Origin of the sequence: Algoriphagus oliviformis (assembly GCF_017254915.1) — a bacterium.
GTDB classification, from domain to species: Bacteria; Bacteroidota; Bacteroidia; order Cytophagales; family Cyclobacteriaceae; genus Algoriphagus; species Algoriphagus oliviformis.
Map to the genome: position 1 here is coordinate 595173 of NZ_JAFKCT010000002.1, position 14168 is coordinate 609340.

7 protein-coding genes are annotated in these 14168 nt (G+C 52.2%); 6 read left to right on the forward strand and 1 reads right to left on the reverse strand.

The annotated features are described in order from the left end of the window. The first annotated feature begins 555 nt into the window (after nucleotides 1-555). The 4 genes from J0A68_RS08055 (at nucleotide 556) to J0A68_RS08070 (ending at nucleotide 10609) form a co-directional block, all read left to right on the forward strand. Nucleotides 556-3573: a SusC/RagA family TonB-linked outer membrane protein gene (locus J0A68_RS08055; RefSeq protein ID WP_206577663.1), complete on the forward strand. Its 3018-nt coding sequence runs from the start codon at nucleotides 556-558 to the stop codon at nucleotides 3571-3573. Nucleotides 3574-3591: 18 nt separating this feature from the next. Beyond that, on the forward strand, nucleotides 3592-5280 hold the full coding sequence (locus J0A68_RS08060; RefSeq protein ID WP_206577664.1) for a RagB/SusD family nutrient uptake outer membrane protein: 1689 nt from the start codon (nucleotides 3592-3594) through the stop codon (nucleotides 5278-5280). Between the two features lie 378 nt (nucleotides 5281-5658). Continuing rightward, nucleotides 5659-8754, forward strand: a complete 3096-nt coding sequence (locus tag J0A68_RS08065) for a SusC/RagA family TonB-linked outer membrane protein (RefSeq protein WP_206577665.1) — start codon at nucleotides 5659-5661, stop codon at nucleotides 8752-8754. A gap of 22 nt (nucleotides 8755-8776) precedes the next feature. Beyond that, entirely contained in the window at nucleotides 8777-10609 is a 1833-nt protein-coding gene (locus J0A68_RS08070) for a RagB/SusD family nutrient uptake outer membrane protein (protein WP_206577666.1), read from the forward strand. Nucleotides 10610-10681: 72 nt separating this feature from the next. Here J0A68_RS08070 and J0A68_RS08075 read toward each other — a convergent pair whose 3' ends face one another. Next, a complete protein-coding gene (locus J0A68_RS08075; protein ID WP_206577667.1) occupies nucleotides 10682-11710 on the reverse strand; it encodes a LacI family DNA-binding transcriptional regulator in 1029 nt (342 codons plus the stop codon). A 180-nt stretch (nucleotides 11711-11890) separates the two neighbouring features. On the opposite strand from J0A68_RS08075, the gene uxaC reads away from it, so the two are divergent. Continuing rightward, nucleotides 11891-13330 carry a glucuronate isomerase gene (gene uxaC / locus J0A68_RS08080; RefSeq protein WP_206577668.1) on the forward strand — a complete coding sequence of 480 codons (1440 nt, stop codon included), beginning with the start codon at nucleotides 11891-11893 and terminating at the stop codon, nucleotides 13328-13330. Beyond that, nucleotides 13330-14151 (forward strand): SDR family oxidoreductase, encoded by an 822-nt coding sequence (locus J0A68_RS08085; RefSeq protein ID WP_206577669.1) that lies wholly within the window; start codon nucleotides 13330-13332, stop codon nucleotides 14149-14151. Before uxaC ends, J0A68_RS08085 begins: the two co-directional genes overlap by 1 nt. Nucleotides 14152-14168 lie beyond the last annotated feature (17 nt).

Consider the following 14168-nt stretch of genomic DNA (forward strand, 5'->3'; position numbering starts at 1 on the left):
AGGCCATTTACCAGCATGGGCATAGTCTATGTACAAAGCATAGCAGCGACGGAGTCGCTATAAATCAACTCTATGGGCTAGTAAAAGCAGGCTAAACCTGTGTGCTTTTCACCTACCTCAACAGACTCGCTACGGTGCCAGACCGATCCACTCCTATACTTTCGAAGGGAGATCTTGTGAAAAACAGCATGGAAGGCAATGATTTTTTTCCTTGCGCTATTCTCCCTTGGACTTTAGCCCATCCTCATCAAAACAAGTAGGAATCCGGCAGATTATTGGATTTTTTGCCAACAATCCAACAAAACAATCTCTTTGTTAATTTTCATTCAACAAAATCTTCATTTGTCAAACAAATCGAAATCCGAGTAAACCGTGGAAAGCTCGAAAATTTCATGCGCAATCGATTTCGTAAAATGAAGCCAATTGGCTTGCAACATCGATTGCCTTCTATCTACCTTTTGTACTGAAAAGTCGGCAAATTTTTCCGCTCATCAACACTGAACGAAAAGACCCTTGCATGACCCAATCTATCTTTTAACAATAACCCCTTACACTATGCGTACAAAATTTTACACCTACCTCTCGGTGGTGTTGATGCTGTTGCTGAGCGCAGGCTATGTGCAGGCACAGGATGTCCAGGTGAATGGCACCGTGTCCGACGAGACAGGCTCCCCTCTACCGGGTGTGACCATCCTTCTCAAAGGCACCACCAAAGGCACCACCACAGATTTGGATGGAAAGTACTCCATCTCGGGCCCAGCATCCGGCGTGCTGGTATTCTCGTTTATCGGCTACAATGCCCTGGAGGAAAACATCGGCAACCGTAGCCAGATCAATGTCAGCCTAAGCCCCGACCTCTCAGACCTAGAAGAAGTCGTGGTAGTCGGCTATGGTACGGTAAAGAAAAGCCAGCTGACTGGCGCAATCTCCTCCGTGGGAAACAAGGAAATCCAGGAACTACCCATCACCGATGCCCGCCAAGCACTGCAAGGTAGAGCTGCCGGTGTGGACGTGACGCAAGCCGGCTCCAAACCGGGTTCTGCACCTCAAGTGCGTATCCGTGGTCGCCGCTCCTTCAACGCGTCCAACGAACCGCTCTACGTCATCGATGGTATCCCCACTGTAGGGGGCATTGGCGACATCAACCCCCAAGACATCACGTCCATGGAGGTTTTGAAAGATGCTTCTGCTACGGCGATCTACGGATCCAGAGGTTCCAACGGCGTCGTCCTTATCACTACCAAGCGTGGCAATGTCGGCAAGACAGTCGTCTCCTTGGACTCCTACTATGGCATCAATGAGGAAATGGGAAGAATCGATGTATTCAATGGCCCTGAGTTTGCAGAGTACAAGCGGGAATCCAGAAGAGCAGTTGGACAGTATCCTGAGGGGCCGGGTACCACGGCAGATGACGCAAAGATCTTTGAGCCGGTGGAAATGGAAAGTATCGCGCTAGGCAGAAGCACGGACTATGTCGCGGGCTTGATGCAGCGTGGAAGCATCCAAAGCCATCAGATCGGTGTGAGTGGAGGAAGTGAAAAAACCACCTTCTTCGTATCAGGCAACTATTTCAAGGACGTGGGCATCATCCAAAACCAGGACTTTACCCGCTACACCTTCCGTGTAAACCTGGATCACCAGCTGAACAAGAAGGTCAAAATCGGTACTTCTACCTTGGTGACCTATAGCGAGCGAAACGGAGAGAATTTCAACCCCATCGGTGGTGCTTTGGCAGAAAACCCGCTGGGCAAGCCTTACGACGACGAGGGCAACCTGATCTTCCTTCCTACCCAGGATGGATTGAGAACCAACCCTTTTGCCGAGGTCGTACCCGGCGCGCAGGTGGATGAAACCTTCAGAACGAGAATCTTCAACAGCATTTTCCTCAACTGGGAAATCACCAAAGGGCTTACGTACCGACTGGTTTTGGGGCCTGACTTCAACATCAGCCGAAATGGGCGCTTCACAGGCTCACAGACCAACGCCCGTCGTGGTGCGGCGCCTACCGGAAGTGTGGACGAGCGATTCCAATTCAACTATACCGTCGAAAACATCCTGACCTATCAAAAGACATTCGGACAGGATCATAACCTAAAAGTGGACGTGCTGCAGTCTTTCCAAAAAGACAAATGGGAACAAAGCACCATCAGCGTATTGGGCATCCCAGCGGCTTCCCAACTTTATCACCGTTTGGGCGATGCCTCGCAGATCACCGGTGCGAATACCAACCTGGTGGAATGGGCCCTCCTATCCTACATGGCTCGTGTAAACTACGGATACAAAGGAAAATACATGCTCACCGGTACTATCCGGGCAGATGGCAGCTCCAGATTTGGTGAAAACAACAAGTTTGGCTACTTCCCATCCGTGGCTGTGGGCTGGAACATGGACCAAGAGGATTTCTTGAAAAACTCTTCCTTCGTTGACCAATTGAAGATGCGTGTCAGCTACGGCTCCATCGGTAACCAAGCGATCAACCCTTACCAGACCCAAGCACTCTTGGGCAGAACCAGCTATGCATGGGACAACACCGCTGCCTTCGGCTATCGCCCCAACACTATCGGCAACCCGGATTTGAAATGGGAAACTTCTACCACCTTCAACATCGGTGCTGATTTCTCCATCTTGAAAAACAGGGTGTTTGGATCGGTCGAATACTACATCACCAACACCTCTGATCTATTGGCTCCACAGCCTCTGCCTAACTCTACCGGCTTCGGTGGATTCACCACCAACATCGGTGAGACCCAAAACAGGGGTATAGAAGCGACTATCTCCACACTGAACATCGAGAAGGGTGATTTTGTATGGCAGACCGACTTCATCTTCACCCGCAACAGAGAGGAAATCCTTTCCCTCCCCAACGGTGACGACATCGCAGCAGGCCGCTTTATCGGACAGCCTTTGACTGTATTCTATGACCTCAAGAAAATCGGCATCTGGCAGACGGATGAAAAAGATGAGGCAGCGGCCTATTCTGACGTCCCTGGGGTGATCAAGATCCAGGACACCAACAATGACGGCAGAATCAATGCTGAAGACCGGGTGATCTTGGGCTCAGCTGTTCCAGACTTCGCAATGGGGATGACCAACCGCTTCAACTACAAGAACTTTGACCTCTCCTTCTTCATTTTTGGACGTTTCGGATCGATGATCAACAGTTCTTTCCATACCGGCAACAACAACCTGGCTGGAAGGTACAACAACCTGGATGTGGACTACTGGACTCCTACCAATCCAACCAACCTCTATCCGCGACCAAACCAAAATCAGGAATTTCCGAAGTACAATACCTCTTTGAGATATTATGACGGAACTTTTGTCAAAGTCCGAAACATCAATTTCGGATACAACTTTGGATCAGGCGTCTTGGACAAAATTGGCCTCAGCAGCCTAAGGCTGTACAGCAGCATCCAGAATCCATTCATTTTCGCGGAATACCGAAAAGTACACAAGGGAATCGATCCTGAAGTATTTATGGATGCCGAACAGGGTGTAGGAGCGGGAGAAGTCAACGCCAACATCACCCCTGCAACTGTTCAGTTCACATTTGGTATCAATGCGAAGTTTTAATTCAAAGTAAATCTGACCATGAAAAATAGATCAAAAATATTTCCAATTAAATCTTGGCTTAGAACTGGATCGCTTGCTTTCGCGCTTGCCCTGCCTTTTTCCTGCCAAGATGCCTTGCAGGAAGACGTGATTTCCCAAATAGGCAACGACTACATGAACACTGCCAAAGGGCTGGATGACGCAGTGAACGCGGCCTACACTTCCCTCAGAGCCTGGTACGGCACCGAAAGGGGGCACAACATGACCGAGTTCGGCACGGACATCTACACCAATGGAGCGGATGGTTCCTGGAAATTCATGAACACCTACACCAATGATTTCGACTCCCAAAACGGGCACGTGCGAGAGCTTTGGGATGAACTCTATCGCGGAATCAACACCTGTAACGCGGTCATTGATCGCTCGGTGAACGTCACTGGACTGAACGAAGCGACCAAAAAGCAGCGAATTGCTGAAGTGAAATTCATTCGCGCGCACCACTACTTCTTGTTGGTGCAACTCTTTGGAGCAGTGGACTTGCAGCTTTCCGAAAACCTGGTGCCAAACAAGGTCGTCAGCCGAGCTCCAGTGTCCGAGATCTACGCCACGATCATCTCGGACCTGCAGGCCGCCATCCCGGATTTGGAAGCAGCTAAAGCTTCTTCCCAGTATGGTCGTGTGACACGGCCAGTCGCCCAGCACCTGCTTGCAAAAGTCTACATGACCAAAGCTACCTCCGAAGCCAAGGCCACCGATGACTATGCCAAGGCTGAGCCCCTGCTGAAAAGCGTGATCAGCGACTACGGCTTTAGCCTGATGCCAAACTTTGCCCAGATTCACCAATTTGGAAATGAGCGCAATGACGAGGTAATCTGGGCAATCCAGTACACCCGTGACCCATTGACCAACGGTGGCGGAAACAACTCCCACGTGTTCTTCCTCATGGAGTACGACGTGCAGCCCGGTATGAGAAGGGATGTGCAAAACGGTCGACCATTCAAGCGCTATCGAATGACTCCGTATGCGATCAACACGGTATTTGGAGATCGGGTAAATGACAGTCGATATAAGGCTTCTTTCAAGGACACCTACTACTCCAACAACCTAGGTACCAACAACGGTAAGTTTAACACCAGCTTTGATACGTCCAAACCTACCGTCACCTTCGCACTTGGCGACACGGCCATCTTTATCCCCGGATACGAGATGTCCGTGGAAGAGCGAGCCAAAAAACCTTATCAGGTGTTGGTGCCAAGCAGATATGACGAAAGACTATTCCCAGCATTGACCAAACACATGGATCCGGGACGCGCGGACTTGACGCAGTTTGAGGGTGGCCGTGACTTCATCGCCATGCGACTCGGCGAGACCTACCTCCTCCTGGCTGAGACCCAGCTCAAGCTGGGTAAAATAGCCGACGCGACAGCTTCGATCAATGTCATCCGTAGAAGGGCGGCATTCTCCGGAAAGGCAGATGCGATGGAAATCACCCAGGCGCAGATGACCATGGACTTCCTGATGGAAGAGCGTGCCCGAGAGCTGATCGGTGAGCAGTTTAGATGGCTGGATCTGAAGCGCTGGGGAGTGTTGGTCGAGCGTGTGAAAATGCACAACGCGCAGGCTGCTCCCAACATCAAAGACTACCATGTGCTAAGACCTATTCCCCAAAACCAGATCGACCGGACCCAGGGCGGCGCCAGCGCCTTCCCCCAAAATCCCGGTTATTGATCCGAATAAACCAAACAATCAAAGGCCCCGAAGTTTTCGGGGCCTTTTTTTATTGCCCGGCGGACAAATCTCCCCGACGAAAGTGGGGCACAAAGGTAAAAATCCCGAACGAACCGGTTAGGACACAGAGCTTGCCCGTGGCAAAGGTGATACAAAAAACCAAACCAAAACTGTTATGTAGCTGTAATTCAGATATATAACTGATATTTTTTTCGACCGCAATCGATTTCGTTATTCCAAGACTTTTAGGGTTGCCTAAAAAACAGGCATGGGATACCTTGCCCCTGGCCATTTTTTAAGGATATGACCGACAGTCCCCGATCGGATTTTTACACTGAAAGATGCGCCGCACGATTAATTATTCTAACCCAAAAAACTATGTTAAAAAACTTTTACACCTACTGTACAGTGGTGCTGATGTGGCTTCTGAGCCTAGGATTGGCCAGAGCCCAAAACTCGCAAGTGTCCGGAACTGTGACGGACGAAACCGGCAGCCCAATGCCGGGAGTCACGGTCGTTTTGAAAGGAACCACCAGTGGCACAACGACCGATCTGGATGGCAAATACGCCATTACCGTGCCCTCTGAAGGAATTTTGGTCTTTTCCTTTATCGGCTATGAGACGATAGAGGAAATGGTCGGTACCCGTAGCACTATTGATCTGCGCCTCAGTCCGGATATGGCAGATCTGGAGGAAGTGGTCGTCATCGGCTACGGTACTGCAAAAAAACGGGACATCACCGGCGCAGTATCCTCGGTCAACCCGACCAAACTGGAAAACGAAAACCCCAACTCCGTCCAAGATATCCTACGCGGCAACGCGGCCGGTCTCAATGTGGGCCTCAGTACCTCCGCCAAAGGGGGAGGTAGCTTGGAAGTACGGGGTCGGACATCCCTCACCGCTGGCAACAGCCCGCTGCTCGTACTCGACGGGGCGATCTACTATGGGCAATTGGCAGACATCAACCCCAATGACATCGAAAACATCGAGGTACTCAAGGATGCCAGTGCTGCGGCGGTATTCGGTGCCAAAGCCGCCAATGGGGTCATCCTGATCACCACCAAAAAAGGGACAAAGGGCAAGCCCACCATCAAGTTCAATCTGAACACAGGCTTGGCGACTTTGGGTACCTTCCCCGAGGTGTATGGCCCCGACGGTTTCGTCGCTTGGAGGGAGGATGTCTTCAAAAGCATCAATGCGGGCGGCTACGAGCCCTACGAGTTTTCTGACCCGAGAACGCTCCCAAGCGACATCACCCTCGAAGAATGGATGGCGTATGACGGCTCCTCGGGCGATCCGGTGACCGTTTGGCTACAGCGGCTCAACATGCAGCCAGCCGAAATAGAAAACTACATCGCTGGCAAGTCGGTGGACTGGAAAGACAAGATCTTCCAGACTGGCCTGCGCCAAGACTACACCGTCAGCCTCTCCGGGAGTTCGGACAACATCAACTACTACTGGTCTGTCGGCTATCTGAACAACGAGGGCATCGTCATCGGGGATGAATACGAGACAATCCGAAGCAGGATCAACCTGGAGGGAAAGGTCAACAAATGGCTGAGCGTGGGCGTCAATACCCAGTTTGCCGTAAGTGACGACAGCCATGTGCCCATCGACAGCGACCCCGCTCCCCTCTATACCAGTTGGGGACTGCTCCGCACCCTTTCGCCCTGGGGATCGGAATACAACGAGGACGGCTCCTACAAGTGGCGTCCAAACGATGAAGCCAGCGGGGGAAACCATCCTTTTTACAACATGAGCTTCACGGATCGCTATGAAAAGACAACGACGGTGAACTCCACCCTTTTTGCTTCCATCAAGTTGCCTTTTGGCTTCAACTTCCGAACCAATTTCAGCCCTAGGCTGATGTACAGCGATCGGTTTTACCACCTGTCTGCCGATCATGCCGAGTGGGGAGCGCAAGGGGGAACTGCCAACAGGCGAAATCGAAAAGAGTACTATTGGCAGATCGACAATATCCTGACTTGGCAGAAGACTTTTGGGGAAAAGCATGACTTCAACGCCACCTTCCTGGCGAATGCCGAAAAATTCCAGTACTGGTCCAACACCATGAGCAACAATGGGTTTGAACCCACTGACCGGCTCGGCTACCACAACATCGGCGCCGGCATCAATCCCATCATCAGCAGCAACGATGAATACAGCACAGGCGATGCGCTCATGGGTCGATTGATCTATTCCTACGATGCCAAGTACTCCACCACCCTATCCGTGAGACGTGACGGATACTCCGCATTTGGCGGGGCAAATCCCCGGGCATTGTTCTATTCCGCTGCCTTGGGATGGGTATTTTCTGACGAAAACTTCATCAACCTCGACTGGCTGGACTACGGAAAGATGCGTGTATCCTGGGGAAGCAACGGAAACCGGGACATCGGCCGATATGTGGCCTTGTCGGATCTGAATACCGGAAAGTACTTCTACCAAACCCCTTCCGGAGAGCTAAACCTGGTCAACCAGCTCTATGTAAACCGCATGGAGAACAAAAACCTCCAGTGGGAGCGAACCGAATCCTTCAACTTCGGTCTGGACTTCTCCCTACTCAAAACCCGACTCACCGGTACCTTTGAGGCCTACAAGATGTCCACGACGGACCTGCTCGTACAGCGCGCGCTGCCCAACTTCCTGGGCTTCGACAACGTGTACGACAACCTGGGCCAGGTGGACAACAAGGGTTTTGAGCTCACCCTGAACTCGACCAACATCCAAAACTCCGTCCTCACTTGGAGGACTACCGCCAACTTCCAACTGAACCGGAACGAAATCGTCCACCTCTATGGGGACTACGATGAAAACGGTAAGGAACTCGACGACATCACCAACCGATGGTTTATCGGCCATGCGATCGACGAAATCTGGAACTACAAGACTCAGGGGATCTGGCAGAGCAACGAGGAAGAAGAAGCCAAAAAATACGGAGTGCGTCCTGGGGACTTCAAGATCCAAGACGTAAACGGCGATGGCCTCTACACCAATGCCGACAGACAGTTTCAAGGTTTTACCCAGCCAAGATTCCGATGGAGCTTGAGAAACGAGTTTAACATCCTCAAAAACATCGACTTCTCTTTCATGATGTATTCGTATTGGGGCCACGAAAACTCCTTTAACCAGATGAAGAACCGAGATGGGTTCCTGGATCGGACCAGCTCCTATGTCACTCCCTACTGGACAGAGGAAAACCCGAACAATGAATGGGCTAGGCTGAATTCAAGCGAAGGCGGCGCAAGTGGCTTCAGCGTCTATCGCAAAAAGTCCTTTATCCGACTGGAAAACATCTCCGTCGCCTACAATTTCCCAACCCAATTGATAGAAAAAGCCAACATGGCCAATGCCAGAGTGTACTTCAACGTGAGAAACGTCGGATACTATGCTCCTGAGTGGGACTTCTGGGATCCGGAAAATTCCGGCCCGACGCCTAGATATTTTACACTGGGACTAGATGTCACATTCTAAAACTTAAAGCGCACCATTTGCTATGAACATACGAATCAAATCAAATACGATAAAAGTCCTCCTGACAGGATTGATCCTTGCAGGGGCTCCCGGCTGCAGCGAAGACTGGCTGGATCCTAAGCCGCTGTCTTTTTACACCCCGGAAAACACCTACAATGAAGCCAGTGGGCTTTGGGCTGCGCTGGTGGCCTGTGAGCGAAACATGCGCCACGAATACACCGGCGACGGCTCCCCTATCCTCACGGAGCATATCTTCTCCGAAGTAGCCGTAGAAGGCACCACCGACAAGACTGGTCCTGCCCAGGACATGAACCTGCTCATCACTCCCGATGCGCAGCTGAACCACACGGATTTCAACCGAATCGGGTGGTACTGGCTGGAAGGATTCAAGGGGATCAAATATGCCAATACCGTCATCTCCAGGATCGACGAGCCGCAGGACTACAAGTCGGACGCAGAGCGCAACCATATCTTGGCCACCGCCTATTTCCACCGGGCGCTCCGTTACTACAGGCTCACCCAGCAGTTTGGAGATGTGCCTTTGATCTTGGAGGAAATCGTTTCTCCAAAATTGGATTTTTACTCTACAGACCGCAAAGTCATCCTGCGAAAGATGAAGGAAGACTTGGTGTGGGGTGAGGAATGGATTCCTGACGGCCTGGATCGTGGCAGGGTACCGAAAGGCGCCCTTCAACACCTGCTGATCAAGGTCAACTTGGCCCTGGGTGACTTCCAAGACGCCCTGGCCGTAGCAAACAGACTGATCGACCAAGGCCCCTATGCGCTCATGACCAATCGCTTTGGCGTGGATGCCGGAGATGCCAGCAAGAATGTCATCTGGGATCTGCACAGACCGGAAAACAAATCCCTCATCACCAACACCGAGACCATCCTGCTCGTGATGGACAGAGTGGACACCGAGGGCAACTCCAGCGGGATCATATCCATGAGAAATGCGGTACCGTTCTGGGGAAGCAATATCAATACCCCAGCTGGTAATAAAGGGACTTCGGATCTGGCGACCGCTCCAATCAGTCAGGTGACTACCTACGGCAGGGGTATCGGAAGGCTCAGGGCCACCTGGTATCACCAAAGCATGATCTGGGACGACGAAAACGACCTGCGACACGCGCCAGGCAACTGGATGGACATGACCGACTTGGTGTACAACAATCCGGGCATCAGAACAAACGATCCCTACTACGGCAAAAATCTGCAGTTCAGAAATGATGCTGGCGTAGTGCTGGCGGTGGACACCATCAGAAGCTGGTTCTCTTGGCCACACTATAAACTGTTCGTGCCTGATCCGCAGCGAATCCAGCCTCAGGGTGGCCCCACAGACTGGTACATCTTCAGACTCGCCGAATCCTACCTGCTCAGAGCAGAGGCCAAGTTTTGGCTGGGTGACCTCACCGGTGCAGCGCAAGACTTGAATGAGGTAAGAACCCGCGCCGGGGCTGCTCCCTACACCGCCGCCGAGATCAACATCGGCACCATTCTCGACGAACGCGCACGCGAACTCTACTACGAAGAGCCACGAAAGACCGAGCTGACCCGGATCGCCCGCATCTTTGCCCAAACCGGACAGGCCGCCTACAATGGCAAGTCATACAACGAAGCGGATTTTTCCAAAAACAACTTCTACTATGACCGGATCATGGAAAAAACGGACTTTTACAACAAGGGCGTATTCACCCGTCACGGGGACACCTACACCCTGAGTCCTTACCATGTCCTTTGGCCGGTTCCGCAGGGATCGATCGACGGCAATACCCAAGGGCAAATCAACCAAAACGAAGGGTATTCGGGATTTGAAAACAATGTACCGCCCCTGACCACCATCGACGGAGACTGATCCTCCGCGTGTAAACTAAAAAGGCCTCCAGGAATATCTGGAGGCCTTTTTTTTTGTTCGAATCCAAGAGAATTAATATTCCACCAAGGTACTGGCGCGGATCGTGATTTTGGAGGGAATGCTGATCACCTGGTTGGGAAGATCCGGCTGCCTTGGCTTGGTCAGCTTCTTGATCAGGAGCTTGGCACACTCCTCGCCAATGTTGAAGGCCGGCTGGGTAATCGTCGTCAGCGACGGGGTCAGGAGCCCGGCGATGCTCAGGTTGGAGAAGAAACTGATGATCTTCAGGTCTTCGGGTATTTTGATGTCGGTCTTCTTGACGGCGTGGTAGGTCGCCAAAGCGAGCTTTTCCACAGAGGAGACCAATCCATCCGGCCTATCCTCGGAGAGGAGCAGGTCGCGGATAGCCTCGATGTTCTTTTCCTCTTCGTGCGCGCAGGTGAGCTGTAGCGAGGGAGTCGGGGCGAGTCCGGCAGCCTTCAGCGCATCCAAATAGCCTCTATACCGCTCTCGGGTGATGGACAGCTCTTTGGACAGCATCAAGAAGCCGATCTTGCGGCAGCCCTGCTGGATCAGGTGCTTGGTACCATCGTAGGCGCTTTCGTAGTCGTTGGTGATAAACTTGGTGGTGGGGATGCTTTCGCAGATGCGGTCGAAGAAAATCAACGGAAAACCCCGCTCGTGTAGCCTCGCCAAGTGCGAAATGTCGCTGGTCTGGCTGGAAACGGACATGACAATCGCGTCCGCCCGCCCGTTCATGAGCAGGTTGACGATCTTTTTTTCCCGCTCTACATCCTCATGCGTACTGTAGATCAACAGGTGATACCCGTGCTGGTGGGTCACCTCCTCGATTCCGTCGATGACCTTGGAGAAAAAACTGCTCATCCGCTCCGGCATGATCACCGCAATGGTTTTGCTTTTGTTTTCCCTCAGGCTTCGTGCAAATGGATTGGGCTGATAGTTCAGCTTTTCAGCCATACTGACGACCTTCTTTTTGGTCTCCTCGCTGATCTCGTAGCTGTCATTGAGCGCTCGCGAAACCGTCGAAGGCGAAAGCTTCAGCTCCGCTGCCAGTTCTTTCAGATTGACTCCGGTACTCATTGGTATTGTAGGTTATTTGTGCCAAGGTTACTACGGAAGGGTTCCGTGGCGTTAAAATAATGAATTTATTCCAGTAAAGGCGTTTCGCAAACGTTTCCGTATTTTAATAAGGCAGGGGCCTTATTTCGGGATAAATTAGCCTACCAAATCGATACAAGCCTAGCTTCCCAACCTACACTTATGATGCCCGTTCAAACCCAAAATTCATTCCTGACCGAGGATTTTTTGTTGCACTCTGATTTTGCGCGGATCCTCTATCACGAATACGCCAAAGACCTTCCCATCATCGATTACCATAACCATCTCCCTCCTGCCGAGATCGCCCAGAACCGGAAATTCGAAAATATCTCCAAAATCTGGCTGGCAGGCGACCACTACAAATGGCGGGCGATGCGCACGCTCGGCATCCCCGAGAAGTTCATCACAGGAGATGCCTCCGATACCGAAAAGTTCGAAAAGTGGGCTTACGCCGTACCCTATACCATGAGGAATCCCCTCTACCACTGGACGCATCTGGAGCTGAAGCGCTATTTCGGTGTGGAGGAATTGCTGACCTCCTCCAATGCAACGGAGATCTACCTCCATACCACCGAATTGCTGCAGAAAGACGAGTTCCGCTCCCGTGGCCTTCTAGAGCGTATGGGTGTGGAAGTCGTCTGCTCTACCGACGATCCTACCGATACGCTTGAGCACCATGAGAGCTACCTCGGCGCTGGCGCAAAAGTCCAAATGTACCCGGCCTTCAGGCCTGACAAGTCTTTTGCCATAGAAAACTCCGAGGCCTACGCCGCCTATCTCCAAAAGCTGGGAGGAGTCGTGGGCTTTGAGATCGATTCCTTCGACAAGCTCGTGGAAGCGCTGCAAAACCGCGTCGACTTCTTCCATTCCCGAGGCTGCCGTCTCTCCGACCACGGCTTGGAAAATCTCTACTACTCCGACGACAGCCGCCTTTCGGCCGACGGCATTTTGCTGAAAGCGCTCCGCGGAAATGAGATCACAAAAGAGGAACTCGCCTACTTCAAGTTTAAGGTTCTAAAAAAACTCTGCAAAATGTACCACGCCAAAGGCTGGGTGCAACAGTTTCACCTGGGGGCGCTCCGCAACACCAACGCGCGCATGCTGCGGGTATTGGGACCTGATACGGGCTTTGACTCCATCGGCGACTTTGACCAGGCGCGTGCCATCGCCTCCTTCCTCAACGAGCTGGACTCCACAGACCAGCTGTCCAAAACCATCCTGTACAACCTCAATCCCCGAGACAACGAAGTCCTGGCCACCATGATCGGCAACTTCAATGACGGCTCGGTCAAAGGCAAGATCCAGTTTGGCTCCGGTTGGTGGTTTCTCGACCAAAAAGACGGCATGGAAAAGCAGATCAACACCCTCTCCAACATGGGGCTGATCAGCTGCTTCATCGGCATGCTCACCGACTCGCGTAGCTTCCTGTCCTTTCCCCGACACGAATATTTCCGCAGAATCCTCTGCAACCTGATCGGCCAGGACGTCAAAAACGGCGAGCTTCCCTGGGATGAAAAGTGGCTGGGGCAGCTGGTGTCTGACATCTGCTACCACAACGCCAAGAACTATTTTGACTTCTCCCCTTCTAATTACAAGCTTTGATGTCTACTTCTGATTTGTTTTCCCTAGCGGGAAAAAAGATAGCCTTTTCCGGTGCCACGGGTGTATTGGGAAAAACCATGGCCCTGCACCTCGCCGCCAGTGGAGCGGAACTCTTGATTTTGGGACGTACTCCCGACAAAGTCAACGAGCTGGTCGCTGAGATCGCCTCAGCCGGAGGCAAAGCTTGGGGGTACTTCGCGGACGTGACCGATGAGGAATCCTTGGCCAAGGTGGCCGAGATGATCGAGTCCGAGCATGGGCGCGTGGATGTCTTGATCAATTCCGCCGGTGGAAACATGCCGGGTGCCGTCGTGAGACCAGACCAAAACTTCCTCGACCTGGATACTCCCTCGCTGCGCAAAGTGATGGACCTGAACTACCTAGGCACCGTGCTACCGACCAAGGCCCTACTTCCACTCATGCTGAAGCAAGGAAAAGGCAATATTCTGAATATCAGCTCCATGGCCGCCACCCGTCCTATGACTCGGGTGATGGGCTATGCCTCTGCCAAAGCGGCGATCGACAACCTGACCAAGTGGCTTTCTGTGGAGCTCTGCCAAAAGCATGGCCCAAATTTCCGGGTCAATGCCATCGCTCCCGGTTTTTTCCTCACGGAGCAAAACCGCACTCTCCTCACCGAGGCGGACGGCAGCCTGACCCAAAGGGGAAACCAGATCATCGGCCATACCCCGATGACGCGTTTTGGCAAGCCGGAGGATCTCCTCGGTGCCTTGCAATGGCTGTGCAGCGATGCCTCGGCCTTCGTCACCGGCACCATCATCCCGGTGGATGGCGGCTTCAGCGCCTATTCTGGAGTATAGAAAAGAGAAAAAGTGAT